An 18,638-nucleotide genomic window follows, 5' to 3' on the forward strand; every position below is an offset into this window, starting at 1 on the left:
CGCGGGGCCGCCCCTTTCGCGTGGGCCCCTGCTCAGCCGGCGCGCTTGGTGCGGGCGCGCGTGCGCTCGCGCTCCTTGGCGTCCAGGACCACCTTGCGGATGCGGACGGCGGCCGGGGTGACCTCGACGCACTCGTCCTCGCGGCAGAACTCCAGTGCCTCCTCCAGCGACAGGTTGCGGGGCGGGGTGAGCCGCTCCAGCTCGTCGCCGGTGGACGACCGCATGTTCGTGAGCTTCTTCTCCTTGGTGATGTTGACGTCCATGTCGTCGGCGCGGGAGTTCTCCCCGACGATCATGCCCTCGTACACCTCGGTGGTCGGGCCGACGAAGAACGTGCCGCGCTCCTGAAGGTTCGTGATCGCGTAGGCGGTCGCGGCGCCGGAGCGGTCGGCGACGAGCGAGCCGGACGGCCGGGTGCGCAGCTCGCCGAACCAGGGCTCGTAGTCCTCGAAGACGTGGTGCGCCATGCCGGTGCCGCGCGTCTCGGTCATGAACTCGGTGCGGAACCCGATCAGGCCGCGGGCCGGGACGAGGAACTCCATCCGGATCCAGCCCGTCCCGTGGTTGGTCATGTGCTCCATGCGGCCCTTGCGGACCGCCATCAGCTGCGTGACGGCGCCGAGGTGCTCCTCGGGGATGTCGACGGTGAGCCGCTCGACCGGCTCGTGCTTCTTGCCGTCGACGACGCGGGTGACGACCTGCGGCTTGCCGACGGTCAGCTCGTAGCCCTCGCGGCGCATGTTCTCCACCAGGATCGCCAGGGCCAGCTCGCCGCGGCCCTGCACCTCCCAGGCGTCGGGGCGCTCGGTCGGCAGCACCCGGATCGACACGTTGCCGACCAGCTCGCGGTCGAGCCGGTCCTTGACCATCCGGGCGGTGACCTTGGTGCCCTTCTCGCGTCCCGCCATCGGCCCGGTGTTGGTGCCGATCGTCATCGAGATCGCCGGCTCGTCCACCGTGATCAGCGGCAGCGGGCGCGGGTCGTCCGGGTCGGCGATGGTGTCGCCGATCATGATCTCGGGGATGCCGGCGATCGCGATGATGTCGCCGGGCCCGGCCTCGTCGGCGGGCTTGCGGGTGAGCGCCTCCGTCATCAGCAGCTCGGTGATCTTCACCCGCTCGACGCTGCCGTCGTGCCGGCACCAGGCGACCTGCTGGCCCTTCTTGATCGTGCCGGCGTGCACCCGGCACAGCGCGATCCGGCCGAGGTAGCTGGAGGCGTCCAGGTTCGTCACGTGCGCCTGGAGCGGGGCGTCCGGGTCGTAGGACGGCGCCGGGATCGTCTCGGTGATGACCTTGAACAGCGGCTCCAGGTCGTCGCTGCCGGGCATGGCGCCGTCGGCCGGCTTGTCGAGCGAGGCCCGCCCGGCGCGGCCGGAGGCGTACACGATCGGGAAGTCGATCTGGTCCTCGTCGGCGTCGAGGTCCATGAACAGCTCGTAGGTCTCGTCCACGACCTCGTCGATGCGCGCGTCGGGGCGGTCGGTCTTGTTCACGACCAGGATCACCGGCAGCTTCGCGGCCAGCGCCTTGCGCAGCACGAACCGGGTCTGCGGGAGCGGGCCCTCGCTGGCGTCCACCAGCAGGACGACGCCGTCGACCATGGACAGGCCGCGCTCGACCTCGCCGCCGAAGTCGGCGTGCCCCGGGGTGTCGATGATGTTGATCGTCAGCCCGTCGTGCAGGACCGCGGTGTTCTTCGCGAGGATCGTGATCCCCTTCTCGCGCTCCAGGTCGCCCGAGTCGAGCACGCGGTCGTCGACGTCCTGGTTCTCGCGGAAGGCCCCGGACTGCCAGAGCATGGCGTCGACCAGCGTCGTCTTGCCGTGGTCGACGTGGGCGACGATCGCGACGTTACGGAGGTCGTCGCGCGTGGAGATGGGCATGCGGGTTCGCCTTGCGTGAGAGTTCGGGGAACGCCGCAGACGTGCGGCAGCCCCCATTCTACTTGGCCGCGCGTACCACCCATCCCGAGCCGTTCGCCACGCCCGCCCCAGGGGCCCCGATTGGCAAACTTTGCGCGTTCTTTGTACTCTCCGAGATCGGTCGTCCGGAGTCCCATCCCCCGGGACTGCGACCGGAACGCCGAATCTCCCGGGCATCGGGAGAACCGGGGACCCACCACCCTCGGGGTGAATCGACGCACGTCGTAGGGCGACTCCTGGCCCGAACCCGTCAGCTAACCCGGTAGGCGTGCGAGGAGAGGAGAGCACCGGCTTGGTTCCGGATTCCCGTAGGCGGCGCCGCGTCGTGCCGACCGCCACCGCCACCCTGCTCCTGATCGGCCTCGGCGCCACCGCGCCGAACGTCGCCCGCGCCGCGCAGCCCTCCCGGCACGCCGCCGCGCCGCCCGCGCCGAGCCCGACCCCGACCACGGAGAAGGGCCTGCGCAAGAGCCTGGACGCGCTGAACGAAGAGGCCGAGATCCTCACGGAGAAGTTCAACAAGGCCCGGGTGGAGCTCGGCAAGGCCCGCAAGGCCGAGCAGGACGCCACCAGGGAGGCCGAGCGGCTGCGCGCGCTCGCCGAACCCGCCCGCCAGCGGCTCGGCAGCCTGGCCGCCGCCAACTACATGGCCGGCGGCCCCGACGCCCTCTTCGGCTCCGGCGGGTCGGCCGAGGGGCTGTCCGACAGCGCCTACCTCGCGCAGAGCCAGGCCACCGCCGTCCTCGCGCTGAAGAAGCAGATCGACCAGGCCGACGCCGCCCAGCGCACCGCGCGGGCGAAGACCGCGCAGGTCAAGAAGGCCTGGGACGACGCCAAGAAGGCCCGCGAGGCGGCCAAGGCCAAGGTCTCCGAGGTGATGAAGCGCCTCGACAAGCTGACCACCACCCACGCCCGCGACCCGCGCACCGGCCTCACCGCCACGGTGAAGGGCTCGGACCTGCCCGCGAAGATGGCCCGCAAGGCGCTCACCAAGCTCGGCTCCCCGTACGTGTGGGCCGCCGCCGGTCCGAGCAGCTTCGACTGCTCCGGCCTCGTCGTCTGGGCCTACACCCAGGTCGGCAAGCCCGGCCTCCCGCACTACACCGGCGACCTGTTCGCCATGGGGTCGAAGGTCTCGCGCGGCGCGCTGCGCTCCGGCGACCTGGTCTACTTCGGCGGCAACCTGCACCACATGGGCATCTACCTGGGCGACGGCAAGTACCTGCACGCCCCCCAGACCGGCGACGTGGTGAAGATCTCCAAACTCAGCGAGCGCTCCGACTACGCCGGCGCCAACCGTATTTCCTAGCGTCTTTCTCCTCCTTCGGGCCTAGCGGCCCTCCATCGTCGAAAAACGCGGGCGATCGCTGGCATCGCTCCGACTCGCCTAGCGGCTCACTGCGCGATCAGGTCGTCGCGTGGTTGCGGCGAGGCTGAGGTCGGCGCGATCCGTGCCGGACTAGGTGAGGCCCTGAGCCGACAGGAGGTCTATGACCGGGCGGTCGCCGGGGAGCCACGGGACGGCGTAGAGGTCGGACGGGGGCAGCCAGCGGAGTTCCAGGTGCTCCAGGGCCTGCGGCTCGCCCTCGGTGATCTCGGCCGTCCACACGCGGAGGAGGCTGCGCTCGCCGAGGCGCCAGTCGCCGCCCACGCGGCGGCCCAGGCGCACCTTCACGGCCAGTTCCTCGTGGCACTCGCGCACCAGGGCGTCCTCGTCCGACTCGCCGGGGTCGACCTTGCCGCCGGGCAGCTCCCAGCCGCCCGCCATGTGCGGCGGCTCGGCGCGCTGGGCGGCCAGTAGCCGGCCCTCCGACAGGATCGCCGCCCCCACCACCACGAGATCGATCGCGACCAGCTCCTCTCCGTGCTCTCTCTCAGACCGCGGCGCCGGTCCGTCCGGTTCCATTGCCCCGGAGGGAGTCGACCAGGCGCGTCGCGTCGCGGACGATCTCCTCCAGGCGGTCGCCGTGCGCGCCGCGCCAGTAGACCTGGCCGCATCCCGCGCAGCGGCCGTAGACGTCGTAGCTGCGGCGGGTGCCCGCCTGCAGCTCGCGCTCGATCTCCTCCTTGTCGACCGGGACGAGCTCGCCGTTGCATGCGGTGCAGCGCGTCCACGGCCGCAGGACGGGCGCGAACCGGTCGAGCAGGTCGCGGAGCTGGTCGTCAGGGCGCGAGCCGCGGACGTAGGCGCCGAACCACAGCGCGCGGCGGCGCAGGAGGCCGCGGTCCTGGGTGAGCAGGACGCGGCGCTCCTCGTTGGCCTGCACGACGAGCGCCGGGTCGTCCATGTCGTTGTGGTAGGCGGTGTCGAGGCCGAGCAGGCGCATGCGCCGGGCCAGCGTCCCGAGGTGGACGTCGAGCAGGAAGCGGGGCGCGACCTGGCCCGGGTCGAGCGGGACGGGCTGCGGGCGCGGCACCGCGGCCACGCGGACCTCGGCCCCGACGTCCGGCCTGGTGGCGGGCCCGGCGGGCTCGCCGTCGGCCGTCATCGGACCCGCCTCGGGCAGCGGCACGCCCAGCGACTCCACGAGGTGCCCCAGCGTGGAGGTCCCGTCGTAGGGGACGCGGGCCGGGGTCTCCCGCCGGGTGGCGGGCAGGAACATCAGCAGCTCGTCGGCGACGCGGATCGTTATCTCTGACTCCACGCAGATCAGCATGCCACGTGCGGCCGACGATTCCCGGCGGGTCAGGCCGCCACGTGCGCGGCGGACTCCTTCAGGGACGCCAGCAGGCCGGGGACGTCGTGGCCCCGCAGCGCTCCCCCGCGCTTGACCACCCGGCCGCCGACGAGGACGGCGTCGACGTTGCGCGTGTCAGCGGCCAGCACCACGGCCGCGACGGGGTCGTGGGCCGCCGCGACGCCGAGGGTGTCGGTGCGCAGGACGAGCAGGTCGGCCTGCTTGCCGGGGGCCAGCGACCCGGTGACGCCCGCGAGCCCGGCGACCTCGGCGCCCTCGATCGTGGCCATCCGGAGGGCGTCGGCGGTGGTGAAGCCGAGTCCGGCGCCGCCCGCGCGGCCCCGTTCGAGGACGTAGGCGGCGCGCATGACGCTGAACATGTCGCCCGGGCCGGAGGCGACCGTGTCGGCGCCGAGCCCGGTCGGGACGCCCGCGCCGCGGGCGCGTCCGGTGGGCGGGGCGCCGATGTCCAGGGCGGCCTCGATGCCGGGGGCGACCGAGACCGTCCCGCCGCTTCCGGCGATCCGCTTCAGCTCGTCATCGGTGTAGAAGTTGGCGTGCACGTACGTCGCCGGGTGGTCCATCAGCCCGTGGGTCTCCAGAAACGCCAGACCGCGCGCGGCGCTCGGCGCGCCGTGGCCGCCCATGTGCGCGGTGACCGGCAGCCCGAGGTCGCGGGCCGTTCGCCATTCGGCGAGCGCGCGCTCGTCCCCCGCGATCTCGGGCCCGAGCGCGGCCAGGGCCATCGTGACCGCGCCGCCGGGGGTTGCGAAGTACTCGCGGTGGACGCGGCCCGTCTCGGCGGCGAGCGCGTCGAGGTCGCCGCCGCCGTAGCAGTACCCGAACACCGCCCTGATGCCCGACGCCCGCAGCGCCGCGACGTTCGCCTCGGTGTGGCCCGGGCCGAGCTGGATGTGCGACCAGTCGACCAGCGTCGTGATGCCGGAGTCGAGGCATTCCAGGGCGCCGGCGAGCGTCCCGGCGTACACGTCCTCGGGACGGTAGCGGGGCGCCATCTCGCCCAGGACTCGTCGCAGGTACGCGGGGAGCGTGCCGTCGCACACGGAGGCGCGGATCCCGGTCTGCCAGGTGTGCCGGTGGGTGTCGACGAACCCCGGCATGACGATGCGGTCGGTCGCGTCGATGGTCTCGGCGCCTTCGGGTGCGGCGAGTCCCGGGCCGACCGCGGCGATGCGGCCGTCCTCGACGAGCACGTCGGCGGTCCCCAGCACGGCCGGCTCGGGCGCCGTGTCGATGACGAGGCCGTTCGTGAGCAGCAGAGTCGTTGTCATGCGCGAAAGCTTAAGAGTTAGCTTTTTAAAAAGCAACACGGTGAGCGAGTACGCTCGGGGCGTGCAGGACGAGAGTGCGCGCCGGGACGACGTCCCCGCACCCGCGGACGGAGCCGACGCCCGCAGGGACGAGATCGACACCGTGGCGGACGCGTGGCGGCGGGACGGGCTGTCCGAGCCGCTCATCGCGATGCTGGAGCTGAGCAAGCGCGCCGGGCGCGTGTCCATGCTGGTGCAGCAGGCCCTCCGTGGGCCGCTCGCCGACCTCGGCCTCACCTACGCCGAGTTCGAGGTCCTGACCGTGCTGCGCCGGGAGGGCGAGCCGTACCGGCTGCGTCCGAGCGAGCTCACGCGGTCGGCGTTCCTCACCTCGGGCGGGACGAGCAACGTCCTGCAGCGGCTCCAGAAGGCGGGCTACGTCGAACGCGAGGCCAACGCCGGCGACGCCCGCAGCCGCTTCGTCCAGCTGACGGAGGACGGGCTGCGCGTCACCGAACGGGCCCTGGTCGCGTCCGGCACGGCCCACGAGGACGTCATGGCCCGGGTACCGCCGGAGGACGTCCGGGACGCCGCCGACGCGCTGCGCGAGATCCTGCTCGTCATCGGCAGGCGCCGGTTCCGCTGACCCGGCCGGGCGGTCACCGCCGCGCGGCCAGCTCCGACACCTTCCTCTTGAAGTCGGGCCGCGCGAGCGGGCGGGTCACCCCGATCCAGTTCGCCTTCTTGTAGGTCTTGACGCCGATCGCGGGCACGCACGCCGAGCAGCTCGCCACGATCATCTTGCCGCCGCCGATGACCATCCCCACATGGCCGGGGTTGTCGGGCGAGGTCCCGGGGCCGGAGTTGAAGAACACCAGGTCGCCCGGCTGCTCCTTGCCCTTGGCGATCTTCACGCCGAAGGGCCACTGCTCGAACGTCGTGCGCGGGAGGTTCAGGCCGACCTGCCGGTACGCGGCCTGGATGAGGCTGGAGCAGTCGTAGGCGTCCGGGCCGTTCGCCCCGAACACGTACGGCTTGCCCCGCTGCGCCATGGCGAACGCGATGATCGTCTTCACGAGTGCGCTGACGTTGGCCGGGAGCCGGTTGTCCTCGCAGTTGATCCCGTTCGCCTGGACGACCTTGAACTCGCCGCCGACGTAGCGCTTCGCCCAGGTCAGGACGAGGTCGACGTAGTCCCACGAGTGGTTGTACTGGAAGATCGCGGTGCGCATCCTGGTCGGGGCGCCGTTGTGCTTGAGGTAGGCCGCGGCGGTCGGGATCGCGTCGGCCGGGTTGTAGCGGTCCTTCTTGCCGTCGTTGTCGCCGTCCACCGCGAACGCCTTGAACGTCGCCGCCAGGAACTGCATGGGGCCGCCCGCACCCGCGTAGTTCTCCCCGCTGGAGACGCCCGGCATCGTCGACCTGCCGTGGTCGGTCTCGACCTTGCCGACGCCCGCCAGGACGTTCCAGGGGATGCCGTACTTCCTGCCCGCCTCCTGGTACAGCTTCAGGTAGTCGGCCGGGACCGCCTTGGCGTCGTTCGCCGCCGCGGGCTGCGCGCCGGCGCCGGCGGTGTCCACGCATCCGCCGCCGCCCACCCCGCCGCCGAACAGGAACTGGCCCGCGCCGAACAGGATCGGGACGAAGATCAGTGCCATGAACATGACCCCGGCGACCGCGATGCCGCCGACGAGCAGCAGGATCCGCGAGCTCATCCCGTGTCACCCGCCTGCCCGGCGTCCGCCGGCTCGAACGAGTAGACCCTCATCGAGCCGCCGTCCCTCGTCACGGTGACCGCGTACTGCTTGCTGTCGCTGCTCGTCCGGCCGCTCCTGGTGACCTGCTGGCGGCCGGTCACCAGGAAGATGATCGAGTTCTTCTCGATGTCGCGGACCTCGTCGAGGGACGCGGTGCCCTGCGCGACGAACTGCTCCTTGCGGCGCTCCTCCACCATCGCGGGCGTCGCCATCCCCTGGCCGAGGCGCTGCCCGAGGTCGTCGGTGGCCAGGCCGGCGAACTGCGCCACGTAGGCCTGGGGGGTCTCGTCGTAGCGGTACGTCCCGTAGGCGGCGACGAACCGCTGCGCGAGGTCGGCCGCCGCGGCGAACTCCTGCCGGGAGAACGGCAGCAGCCGGTAGACGTCGAAGTCGCCCGGGTCCACGGTGCTCTGGATCCCCGGCGGCGGCGACGCGGGCGCCTGCGACGCCGTGGCGCTCGGACGTGCCTGCGGCTCGTCGTCGTGCTCGTCCGACGGCGCGGCGAGCGTCAGGTAGACGCCGACGGCCGCCAGCAGTACGACGAGACCCGCGAACAGGAGCTTGCGCCGCCGGTCGGTCAGGTTCATCACTCGTCCCGATCCGCCTCACCGGACCGGCGGTCCGCCGGACGCAGCCAGAACGGGATCGGCGGGGAGGCGTCGGAGTCGCTCCTGCCCCACAGCGGCGGGGGCTGCCGCCGCCCGCCCGGCTCGGGACGCGACGGGCCGCCGCCCGAACCGCCGCCGGAGCGGCCGCGCTGCCGGGGGACGCTCCCGCCGCCGGAACCGCCGCCCGAACCGCCGCCCGAACCGCCGCTGCCGCCGCCGGAGAACCAGCCGCCGCCACCGCCGCCGCCCGAACGGCCTGAACCGCCACCCGAGCCGCCGCCCGAACGTCCGCGGCCGCGGTCGACGGAGCCGGACGAGCGTCCGCCGCCGGAGAACCAGCCACCGCCGCCGCCGGAACCGCCGCCCGAACCACCGGAGCCGCCCGAACCGCCCGAACCACCGGAGCCGCCAGAGCCGCCGGAACGGCCGGAACGGCCCGAACCGCCGCCCGAACCACCGCCGCCGCCCGAGCCGCCACTGCCGCCCGAGCCGCCGCCACCGGAGACACCGCCGCCGGTTCCGCCGCGCCCCGTCCAGGAGGTCGGGCGGATGGTGCCCTTGCCGGAGCCCGACCCCCCTCCGTCTCCGGAGTCGTCGTCACCCTTCGCGACGACGATCCCGGGCCTGACGGTGCCCGCCTTGGCACCGTCCGTACGGCGGTCGCCGAGCGCGCCCGCCCTGGTCGGAAGGTTCAGCGGAGGAGCACCGCGCTTGGACCGGCCCTGCGCGGCCGCCGCACCCGCGGCGCCCGCACCGCGGGGCTTGGCCGCGAGGACCGGGGCGTCCTCGGGCGACTGCTCGGCGCCCGCGCCGGGCGCCGTCCTGTCGGCCGAGTTCACCGTGCCGGCCATCGCGCCGGCCGTCGCGCCGCCCGTCACCCCGCCGATGATGGCCGCGGCCACCGCCGGGTCGTCCTTGGCCTTGCGGAACATCTGGTAGGCGGCCACCGGCGGGAGCGCCTCGGTGCTCTTGCGGGCCGCCGCGACCGACTTGCCGAACTCCGCCTCGCCCTTGTCCTTGGCCCCGACCGCCGAGTAGCCGACGGCGGAGAACAGATGCTGGAACGGCTTGCGGTACACGAACGCCGCGAACGTCACCAGCGCGATCAGCAGCACCTGCAGGCCCCACGGGAGCGTCTCGCCGAGGATCAGGCTGTAGGCCCACAGCAGCAGCGAGAGCACCCCGATGAGCGCGGCCTGTTTCAGCAGCATCGACAGCAGCAGTTCGAGCCAGCGCATGGCGATGACGCGCCCGACGCCCGGATGGATGCCGATCCCGAGGAAGATCGGCCCCGCGACGAGGAGCAGCAGGAACGCGATCTTCACGACGATCAGCGCGGTCGAGATGACCAGGATGAGCATGCCCGCGACCAGGGCCGCGAACAGCGCGATGATCGCCACTCCCAGCCGGTTCTGCCAGTCCTTGCCCTGGAACACGGCGTAGCTCTCGGGATGGTTGTCCTTGATGTCCTTCGTGACGTCCTTGTAGGCGTCGGACTTCTTCCCCAGGTCGACCTTGTTCGTCCCGTACGTCTCCGGAAGGTCGACCGCCTGCGACCAGAGCAGCTTGTCGGCGTTCTGCTTGATGATCTTCGCGTTGGGGTCGCTGGTACCAAACTCGCCCTGCAGCCACGGCTTGCAGACGAGCGCCACCCACAGCGCGTTCGCGTTGCGGGACGTCGGGTCGATGTTCTGGGACGTCGCCGGATCGGGCTTGCCCTCGGGGACGGGTACGCACGTCCCGCCCTTGGTGTCGCTCGGTGGCAGTGCGGCGCTGAACGCGGCGCTGGTCGCCTCGGAGACCTTCGTCCCGAGCGTGGTGAAGTCGGCGGGCCGCGCGATCAGCCAGACCAGCGCCACCATCGCGGCGATCATCCAGACCACGCCCTCGGTGACCTTGCTCGCCCGCCTGCGGACGAGGCCCCACCAGGCCAGCCACATCGCGCCGAGGATGACCACCCACGACCAGTAGCGGGCGTTGAAGGTCTTGCCGATGTTGATGATGACGCCGTCGACGGTGTCCTTCAGCCAGCTCAGCAGCGACTCCGACGCGGCCGCCTGGTAGACGCTGATCGTCGTCCGGTCGACGGTCCGGACGACGGTGAACAGGGTGTTCGCGATCGCGTTGCCCACCATCGCCATCGCGTCCGAGCAGCCCATGTCGACCGCGTACCAGGTCTGCCCGGCGGTGCCGTACCGGTCGTAGTAGGTGAGCCGCTCGACGGGGGTCTTCTGCAGTTTCTCGTTCGGGTAGTCGGGCGGCTTGATCATGCCGTCGGTCCCGGACCCGTACCGCTCGGGTGGGGGGTGGTCGGCCGGGCTGCACACGTCGTTCAGCGGGTTCGGCACTCCCGGGACCGAAGCGGACGCCGGCGTCAGCGGGCCCAGCATGAACATCGCCATGACGACCAGCAGCAGCACCGAGCGGCGGCTGCGCGGCGCGCGGCGGACGCGCCGCCCGGGGCGCCGCAGGGCCTTACGGTCGAGTCCTTCGCCGGGCGAGCGCTGCAGGCGCGCCCGCCCGTCGCGGGAACCCCTCATCGGGAGACCTCCTCGACCTCGGCCCCCGCGACGGTGAGTTCGGACGTGCCCGGACGTGACCGGGTCGGGTTGGTGTCCAGCCAACGCTGCAGTTCCTCGGAGATCAGGTCGACGCCGATGCGCCCCGCTCGGCCGTCGAGGTCACGGAAGATGCATTCGCCGTTGCCGAGGTTGCGCAGCACGGCCTTGTGCTCGTCGGACGTCTCCACCCCGAGTAGGGACATGACGTTCCCGACCTCGACCCGCTCGGTGGAGCGGAACGAGAACACCGAGGACAGGCAGTTCGTCACCTGTTCGTTCAGCAGGTCGCCCGCGTTCTGGGAGACCAGGATCAGCGCGGTGTTGCGGGAGCGTCCCATGCGCGACACCTCGGGCACCAGCTTGGCGCCCTCCGGAGTCGAGGTGATCGCCCACGCCTCGTCCAGGAAGATGGCCTTCGGCAGCCGCCGGTCGAGGCCGTGCATCAGCCGCCGCGCGAACTGCGACACCAGGTACATCAGCGCGACCGACAGCCGCTGCTCGTAGGAGTAGTCCTCCCGCGGGATCGTGACGTCCGGCAGGGTGAGCCCGCCGAGCGTGAACACGGTCGTCCAGCCGGCGCTGTCGATGCGCTCGCCCCCGGACGGGTCGAAGCACAGCCGCGCGAGCCGCATCTCCGACATCGAGCGCAGCACCGCGCCGAGGTTCTTGGACGCCGGGTCGTCGGCGCCCTCCAGGTAGTCGACGACGCGGCCGAGCGAGGGCCGCTCGCCGTTGGCGACCGCGCCGACCGCCTGGATCATCGCGGACTCGCGCTCCTCCGACATCCGCGGCAGCAGCAGCCGCAGCGTCTCGGTCGCCATCATCTTCTTGGTGGCGAGGTCGTCGCCGAAGGAGAACGGGTCGAGCAGGCCGGGCGCCGCCGAGCCGAGCGGCAGGATGCGCGCCCTCCTGCCCCGCGCCTTGAGCAGCTCCACGAGCGACTCGGCGTCGCCCTTCGGGTCGATCGCCGCGATGGTGACGCCGCGCAGCGCCATCTGGTAGATCAGCAGCAGCGCGAGCGTGGTCTTGCCGCCGCCGGGCTCGCCGGTGATCGCGACGGCCGTCGGGCGGTTGCGGGCGGCGGCGACGAGCGGGTCGAAGTGCACGATGGCCCGGGCACGGCCGAGCGTCTCGCCGATGTACGGGCCGACCCAGCCCTCGCCCTCGTCGTCGGTGCGGTCGCCGAGGTCGACGGTCGCGATCGGCATGCCGCCCGCGATGGTGCGCAGCGGCTGGCGCTGCGCGTAGGCGTTCAGCCGGATCTGGTCGCCGGGCAGCGACTCCAGGAACAGCGAGAACTGGTCGCCGGTCGAGTTGACGACGTCGATGCCGATGTCGCGGTAGTGCTCGACGACGGCGTCCACGCGCTGCGCGAGCAGGTCCTCGGTCGGCGCGGACACGATCAGCCGGTGCCACCCGTACACGAACGGCAGCCGCTCCTTGGTGATGCCGTGCTCCAGCATCCGGGCCGCGTCGATCTGCTCGGCGAGCGCGATCGGCGCCTCCGCGCCCGCCTCCCGGATGTGCTGGTCCATGTCGCGGGCGTGGGCGAGCTTGCGCGAGACGTCCTTGGACGCCTTCGCGGGCGGGACCAACTTCATCCGCGCGCTGATCTCGACGGGGAACGGGAGCGCGTCGGAGTAGTGGAACCAGGGCTCGCCGTCCGGGAACGGCATCATGTCGGGGAACCGCGCGAACGACAGGTACGCGACGTAGGACGCCGCGGTGGCGCCGCCGCCCGCGCCGGTGAAGTTCGGCTGCTCGATCCGCAGGTACGAGCGCCCGTTGTGGATGGCGCCCTCCACCAGCGACTCGATCTCGCCCTTGCCCCACGCCCTGCGCGGGACGGCGGACGGCGGCGGGTCGGCCAGCGACCCCGTCACCGCGTGCTGGAACAGCCACGCCACCTCGGTGGAGGTCGCGTGCCTGGCGTAGAGGGCGGACCCGCCGAGCGCGCGGCCGACGCGCTCGGCCTGGTCCGTCCAGCGCGAGATCTCCTTCTTGTCGACGGCGTCGTCGTGCACGCCGAGGACGCTCTCGCTGCGCTTGTAGACCTTGAGGAGCTGCGACAGGACGCCGCCCGACAGCTGCGCGCCCATGCCGCGCGGGCCGAGCCGCACCCCGAGGTAGACCTCCTTGGTCCAGAAGTCCTTGGCCCACACGTGGGCGTAGGTCTCCTCCAGGTACTCCCGCCACCCGGGGCCGCCGTCGGACGTCTGGTCGAGGGCCAGCGCCCACTCGGCCGCCGGGTACGTCCGGTGCGCGATCCGCAGGTGGACCTCGGCGTCCTGCATGCGGATGCCGGCGAGCGCGATGGTGATGTTGGTGGCGAGCGCCTCGCGCTCCTCACCGGTCGTGAACTCGTAGGACACGGTGGGCAGCCGGAAGTACGCCCAGGCGGCGCCCTCGGTCAGCAGGACGCGGTCGTCGAAGTACCGCACGGCCAGTCGGCTCGACTTGCTCATGCCTTCCTCCCGGCGCCGGTTCCGATCAACGATTCTCTCCGCGCGCGGGCGGCCGCACAGGGCTGCACGGGAGAGTGTTCGCAATCCGGACGGTCATGAACGTCAGGCGGGTCCGCCAGCAATGCCCGGTTCACTACGGTCTCCGCTCGATGCCCGCGAGGGGCGCTCATCGGGTGGCCTCCTGCTCCTGCTGAAGCTCCTGGTAACGCTCGGGCATGACGGTGAAGCCGCCGGCCACGACGCCGGCGAGGGCAAGATAGGCACGCCGCGTGGGGGTGCGCAACGACTTCAGCTCGTTGCGCGGCGCGCGGTCCATGCTCAGGTGATCGTCCCACGGAATGCGCACCAGCGCCCGGCATCGGCCGCGCGCCACGGCCTCGGCCTGCTCGACGTCGTCCATGCTGCGGCGGCTCACGCCGTTGATGACCGTCACCGCGCGGGACCGAAGCTCCTCGTAGCCGTGCCCGTCGAGCCACTCGAACGTCATCGCGACGGCCCGGGGCGCGTCGGCGCTCGCCGGCGCGACGAGGACGATCTGGTCGGCGTACGGCAGGACGCGCGCGACCACGGCGGCGGCCGCGTCCAGCAGCGTCACCGAGTAGAACTTGTCGATCGTGCGGATCGCGAGCGCGTAGTCGCGGTCGTCGAGCGCCTGCAGCGGGTTCTTGCCCGCCGCGATCACGTCGAGCCCCGACTTGGCCTGCGAGGTGTAGCGGCGCATCGCGGTGAGGCTGCCGACCTGGTCGGCGCGGGTGATGAGCCCGGTCAGCGTCTCGTTGGTGTCGCTGCGGGTGCGCCGCGCGAGCGCGCCGGGCCCGGGGTTGACGTCGATCGCGACGACCGGCTCGCCGTTGTGCTGCGCGAACGTGTGCCCCAGCATCAGCGCCGTGACGGTCTGCCCGGCGCCGCCGGTGCAGCCCAGCACGACGACGTGCCGCGTCCCGTGGAACGGCTGCTGGATCCGCTGCTGGTAGTCGGCGTCGACCTCGCCGTGCCCGCCGCCGACGGCGTGGATGAGGCGCCGCAGGCCGCCGGAGCTGACCTCGTGCTCGGGACCGGGAGGGGTGATCGCCGGACCCGAGGGCGGGGGCGCCGGGGGCGGCGGCAGGGGCCGCGGCCGGACGGGCGAGGCCGGCTGCGACCGGACCTCCCGCGGCGGGGCCTCCTCCTCCACCGGACGCGGCGGCTCCGCGAACGCCGGAGGCTCGGCGTGCGAGGGCGCCTCCGGTGCGGGCCCGCCGGGATCGCCGCCGACCGCCGGGCGCTGCGGCCTGGACAGCCCCTGCGACCAGGGCCTGGGCGGCTCCCGCAGGACACCGGGCTGCTCGGGTGGAGCGGGCGGCGCACCCGCCTGCTCCGACGTGGCCGCGGGCGCCTCCGGCCGCGCGGCGGGCCGCTCGGGCCGCGTGGCGGGCCGCCCCGACCACATGACAGGTTCCTGGGGCCGCACGACGGGCCGTCCCGTAGGCGCGTGGGGCGCCTGCGGCTCCCCACCATGCCGCTCCGCCGCAGCAGGCGCCTCCGCCGAACGAGCCGCCGCAGCGGGCGCCTCCGGGGGGTGGGCCGCGGGCCGCTCAAGCGGTACTGGCGGCTGCGCCGAACGCGCCTCCTGACCCGACACGGCCGGCGACCCCGCTTGGGCGGCAGGCCGCTCAGGCGACGCGGGCGGCTGCGCCGGACGGGCGTCCTGACCTGAAGCAGCGGGCGCCTCCGGGTGGGCAGCGGGCCGCTCAGGCGAGGCGGGCGGCTGCGCCGAACGGGCATCCTGACCTGAAGCAGCGGGCGCCTCCGGGTGGGCAGCGGGCCGCTCAGGCGACGCGGGGGGCAGCGCCGGACGCGCCTGCTGAACCGACGTGGCGGGCGGCTCTCCCTGCGCCGCAGGGGTCTCGGAGTGCGCGGCAGGCTGTTCGGGCGGCGCGGAGGGCGGGGCCGGCGAAGCGTGCTGTGGCGGCGCGGCCTCCTGCTCCGGTGCGGGGGGCGATTCCGCCTCGGGCGCCGGGTGCTCGGGACGTGCCGAGGGCCGCGCGGGGTGCTCTGCCTGCTCCTGGGGCGTGGGGGGCTGGGCCGGGCGGTGGGGGTTCTCGGCGCCGAAGGCGCCGGGGACCATGGGGATGTCGGGACGGGTGGCGGCGGGACGCTGCGGGGCGGGGGTCCCCCGGACCTGGATCCGTGTTCCGGCGACCTTCTTGTCGCCGGGCTCCCCGTTGAACGCCCGCACGCGCTCACCCTCGGCGGCATGCTCGGGCTCGGCGGGCGGCTGCCGCGTGACCCCGGCGCCCGGCTCGGCGGGACGCACCCACCGGACGGTCGGCGCCGCGGGCTCCCGCTCGTTCTCGACGGGATGGCGCGTGACCGGTTCGGGGGCGCCCGCGTCCTCCTCGGCCGGCGGCTGCTGGGGGATGTCGGGGCGGGTGTCGCCGACCGGGACGGCCTGCCAGAACTCCGCCGGTTCGCCCGGACGGCGGACGCCGGAGGCCAGGGCGCGCTTGCCGGAGCCGGGGGGAGGACCGGGCGGCGGGATCTCCAACTGCGGTGTCGCCGGAGGTCGCTCGACGTCGGGGACGAGGGGGACGACGTCGTCCTCGTGCGCGATCTCGCGGGTGGCTCGGCGCCACGCCTTGGGCGGGACGAGGGGAGCGGGGGCGGCGGGCTCGGGGACGGCGGGCTGCGGGACGACGTGCTCGGGGGCCGTGGGGAGCGGGGCGACCTGGACGGGCTCGCGCTGGGCCGCGTACTCGCCCAGGGAAGGGGGCGCGGCGGCGACCGCGGGACGCGGGACCAGGACCGGAGTCGCGGCGGCGGCGGGTTCCGGCGCGGCGGCGGGCCCGCGGGCGCGGCGGCGGGACTTGATCGCGGCACGTTCCGCCGCGGCGGCCGGGGCCGGGCTTCCGGCGCGGCGCCAGACCCGGGCGACGATGACGACCTCGCGGGGCTCCTGGATCGGGGTCAGGCGGCACCAGGTGCGGGGCTCGGAGAGGTAGCGGCCCTGGGAGAGCAGGAGTTCGGTGAGCCGCTTGCCCTCGATGACGGGACGGGTCGCCATCCAGGTGAGGACGCCCGGCGGGACGATGTAGAGGACGTGCCAGGGGGAGGCGAAGGGGATCCCGACGACCCGGAGCAACACGATCCACGGCACGAACACGCCGAGGAAGACACCGATCTGGACCAGCGGAAGCGGCATCGGAAGCCGCAGGTCGTACAGCTTGTAGAGCCGCTTCTCGATGCGCCAGATGTTCGTGTACGTGGGTAGATCCACGCCCCTACTCCCCTAACTGCGCGGGCACCGTGCCGCCTCCGGACCTCCGCCTGGGTCAGGAGGCGTCCATGCCGGGGGCCCCGACGATCGCCTTGGCCGTGGTCTGGATGTCGTTCGGCACGTGGAAGAGCTCTCCGATTCCGGTCGCCGGGCAGGTGAATTGCACAAAACGCGTGTTCTCGCAGGTCAACAGGAACGCCCTGTCATGCTGCGGCATCGATCCGTCTGCCTTCCCTGGTCGGTGGTCGGGTGCGGGGCCCGAGTTCACTGCGCGGCCTCTCATGATGCGCTCGGTTGCGTGGTGCCGCGAATGTCCTGGACAAGCCAGGTCGTCCCCTTCTTCACCATTGCGAGCTGGTAGCTCTGCTCGAGCTCACCGCCCGCGCCATCCGCGGGCTGCCACACCACCGTCGCGGTGACCGTGCGCGAGCCATCGGGCCCCTTCGGCGCGACGACCTCCTTGACCTGCACGAATGTGACGGAATTGGCCAGGCCGGCGATGGTCGTCCCGTTGGAGAACCGGGAAAGGGCCGCCTGGTTGCCGGTCGCGTACTCCTGGAAGAAGGTGCCGAGGAACGGCTGGAGTTCGGTTTCGAGGGCGGTGTCGCGGTCTTGCACGCCGACGCCGTCCTGGGGGAGCTGCGCCTTGGTGGGAGGCGGGAGCAGGGCGGGGCGGGCGGAGACGACCAGCGAACCGCTCCGGTCGGCGTACACCGGGACGGCGAGGCGGAGCCAGCGGTCGGCGGTGCGGGCCAGGAGCGTCACGGTGGCGTTGTTCGCGTCGCGGGCGTCGACGCCGGCGACCTGGACGGACTGCACCTGCATCTTGCCGACGCCGTTCCAGCCGTACTGCGCGTCGGCGCCGTCGGGCAGGAACGTCCGCAACTGGGCCTCGCGGGCGGGCGCGGTCTTCTGGTCGAAGTTGAGGTAGACGTTCGCGAACTGGATGGCGAACGCCCCCGCCGCGCTGCTGGGGAACCCGGCGCTCTTCGGCGGCTTGGACGGTGTGCCCGCCTCGCCCGCCCTGTCGTCGGCGGTGAAGCGCTCGAACGGGGCGCGGACGCCGTTGACGAGGATGACGAGGATCAGGGCCCAGAGCACGGCGCGGCCGACCCAGACCCACCAGCGCCCGCCGGACCCGCCCCACCGGCCCCCGCCGCGCGAGCCGCCGCCGGAGCGGCCGCGGCCGCGCTCGGGCAGGTCCCACGGGTCGGCGGACGACGCGAGCGCCCGGCCGGGCGCCGCGGTCTCGTCGACAACGGCGGTGTCACGGCCGCGTCCCACGGCCGACCTGCGAGCCATCCTGCCTCCGCTCGCGCCTCGCCCCCGGTCGGCGCGGTCCTGTGTGCTGGTCATGTCCGGCGGCTTTTCTGAACCCACCTCGGGCCCAGGGTAACCACGGGCGTCAATTGTTCCAGCGCATCCCGGCGAAACACAGCCCCGGCACGCGGTTGTGGATAATGCGATCCACCTCAGCAGGAACGGGGAGGATTGCCAAACGGTGACGTTCTCCTACCCAGGGCTCCGAACGGCCCGCAAGCCCAGGCAACGGACAAGCGGGACGCCTCAGAAGCCGCTCGGTCACAGGATGGCGACGGCACCGGCAATCCGTTCGCCTGAAATAACCGACACAAGGACAAAAAGGCGACATTCAGCATCAAAGCGACTACCCGTCCGGCACACCCCTCGCACGGGCACCCCGTGTAGCCGAAATCACACAGGTCACGTCACGGGGAAGAGGGGGCGGGTGGTGGCGGGCTTGTCCGTCTCGCACACGGCGCCGTCTGCGGGCCGGACGCCATGGACGAGAGCGGCGTCGACCGCGCCGTTGACGCACGAGTTGACGCCGTAGGAGCCGTGCCCGACTCCTTCACGCGTGAGCAGCACCGCGGCGTCCAGGGTTCGGGTCATGTTCTCGGCCCAGTGGTGGGGGGTGACGGGGTCCAGCCGGCCTGCGACCACCAGCACCGGCGGCGTACCGGCGCCTGTGAGCGGCCTGGTGACGCGGTCCTTGTTCGGCGCGGGCCACCGGGCGCAGTTCAGGAGACCGAGACCCTCAACGCCGCCGTCGACCACGTGCTCTCCCCCGGCCCCGCACCACCCGCCGGGCCGGCCCG

General features: G+C 72.9%; 14 protein-coding genes and 1 riboswitch. Of the genes, 2 read left to right on the top strand and 12 right to left on the bottom strand.

Features of this window, described 5'->3' with window-relative positions:
* Positions 1 to 32: 32 nt before the first annotated feature.
* The gene (typA, locus tag FKD65_RS15585; RefSeq protein WP_141578192.1) at positions 33 to 1,886 is read right to left on the bottom strand and encodes a translational GTPase TypA; all 1,854 of its coding nucleotides are present in this window, start codon (positions 1,884 to 1,886) and stop codon (positions 33 to 35) included.
* A gap of 187 nt (positions 1,887 to 2,073) precedes the next feature.
* Positions 2,074 to 2,210, top strand: a riboswitch (cyclic di-AMP (ydaO/yuaA leader).
* Positions 2,211 to 2,250: 40 nt separating this feature from the next.
* On the opposite strand from typA, the gene FKD65_RS15590 reads away from it, so the two are divergent.
* The gene (locus tag FKD65_RS15590; protein ID WP_240810164.1) at positions 2,251 to 3,234 is read left to right on the top strand and encodes a C40 family peptidase; all 984 of its coding nucleotides are present in this window, start codon (positions 2,251 to 2,253) and stop codon (positions 3,232 to 3,234) included.
* Positions 3,235 to 3,384: 150 nt separating this feature from the next.
* Here FKD65_RS15590 and FKD65_RS15595 read toward each other — a convergent pair whose 3' ends face one another.
* The 3 genes from FKD65_RS15595 to FKD65_RS15605 form a co-directional block, all read right to left on the bottom strand.
* The gene (locus FKD65_RS15595) at positions 3,385 to 3,831 is read right to left on the bottom strand and encodes a (deoxy)nucleoside triphosphate pyrophosphohydrolase (RefSeq protein ID WP_141578194.1); all 447 of its coding nucleotides are present in this window, start codon (positions 3,829 to 3,831) and stop codon (positions 3,385 to 3,387) included.
* On the bottom strand, positions 3,800 to 4,528 hold the full coding sequence (locus tag FKD65_RS15600) for a Mut7-C ubiquitin/RNAse domain-containing protein (RefSeq protein WP_240810327.1): 729 nt from the start codon (positions 4,526 to 4,528) through the stop codon (positions 3,800 to 3,802). Before FKD65_RS15600 ends, FKD65_RS15595 begins: the two co-directional genes overlap by 32 nt.
* 83 nt (positions 4,529 to 4,611) lie before the next feature.
* Entirely contained in the window at positions 4,612 to 5,895 is a 1,284-nt protein-coding gene (locus FKD65_RS15605; RefSeq protein WP_141578196.1) for an amidohydrolase family protein, read from the bottom strand.
* Positions 5,896 to 5,956: 61 nt separating this feature from the next.
* Between FKD65_RS15605 and FKD65_RS15610 the strand changes: the two genes are divergently transcribed.
* Positions 5,957 to 6,520 carry a MarR family winged helix-turn-helix transcriptional regulator gene (locus FKD65_RS15610; protein WP_168221058.1) on the top strand — a complete coding sequence of 188 codons (564 nt, stop codon included), beginning with the start codon at positions 5,957 to 5,959 and terminating at the stop codon, positions 6,518 to 6,520.
* A gap of 13 nt (positions 6,521 to 6,533) precedes the next feature.
* On the opposite strand, the gene FKD65_RS15615 is transcribed toward FKD65_RS15610, so the two are convergent.
* The 8 genes from FKD65_RS15615 to FKD65_RS15645 form a co-directional block, all read right to left on the bottom strand.
* The gene (locus tag FKD65_RS15615; protein WP_141578198.1) at positions 6,534 to 7,589 is read right to left on the bottom strand and encodes a bifunctional lytic transglycosylase/C40 family peptidase; all 1,056 of its coding nucleotides are present in this window, start codon (positions 7,587 to 7,589) and stop codon (positions 6,534 to 6,536) included.
* On the bottom strand, positions 7,586 to 8,218 hold the full coding sequence (locus tag FKD65_RS15620) for a hypothetical protein (RefSeq protein ID WP_141578199.1): 633 nt from the start codon (positions 8,216 to 8,218) through the stop codon (positions 7,586 to 7,588). Before FKD65_RS15620 ends, FKD65_RS15615 begins: the two co-directional genes overlap by 4 nt.
* The gene (locus FKD65_RS15625; protein WP_141578200.1) at positions 8,218 to 10,779 is read right to left on the bottom strand and encodes a type IV secretion system protein; all 2,562 of its coding nucleotides are present in this window, start codon (positions 10,777 to 10,779) and stop codon (positions 8,218 to 8,220) included. Before FKD65_RS15625 ends, FKD65_RS15620 begins: the two co-directional genes overlap by 1 nt.
* Positions 10,776 to 13,265: an ATP-binding protein gene (locus FKD65_RS15630; protein ID WP_141578201.1), complete on the bottom strand. Its 2,490-nt coding sequence runs from the start codon at positions 13,263 to 13,265 to the stop codon at positions 10,776 to 10,778. Before FKD65_RS15630 ends, FKD65_RS15625 begins: the two co-directional genes overlap by 4 nt.
* Positions 13,266 to 13,431: 166 nt before the next feature.
* Positions 13,432 to 16,521, bottom strand: a complete 3,090-nt coding sequence (locus FKD65_RS15635) for a TcpE family conjugal transfer membrane protein (RefSeq protein ID WP_141578202.1) — start codon at positions 16,519 to 16,521, stop codon at positions 13,432 to 13,434.
* A 55-nt stretch (positions 16,522 to 16,576) separates the two neighbouring features.
* Positions 16,577 to 16,738 carry a hypothetical protein gene (locus FKD65_RS44235; protein ID WP_168221059.1) on the bottom strand — a complete coding sequence of 54 codons (162 nt, stop codon included), beginning with the start codon at positions 16,736 to 16,738 and terminating at the stop codon, positions 16,577 to 16,579.
* A gap of 62 nt (positions 16,739 to 16,800) precedes the next feature.
* A complete protein-coding gene (locus FKD65_RS15640; protein WP_240810165.1) occupies positions 16,801 to 17,823 on the bottom strand; it encodes a conjugal transfer protein in 1,023 nt (340 codons plus the stop codon).
* Positions 17,824 to 18,243: 420 nt separating this feature from the next.
* Positions 18,244 to 18,597, bottom strand: coding sequence for an alpha/beta hydrolase (locus FKD65_RS15645; protein ID WP_205718673.1), 354 nt, complete (start codon positions 18,595 to 18,597; stop codon positions 18,244 to 18,246).
* Positions 18,598 to 18,638 lie beyond the last annotated feature (41 nt).

The organism is Actinomadura sp. WMMA1423 (genome assembly GCF_006547145.1).
GTDB lineage: Bacteria > Actinomycetota > Actinomycetes > Streptosporangiales > Streptosporangiaceae > Spirillospora.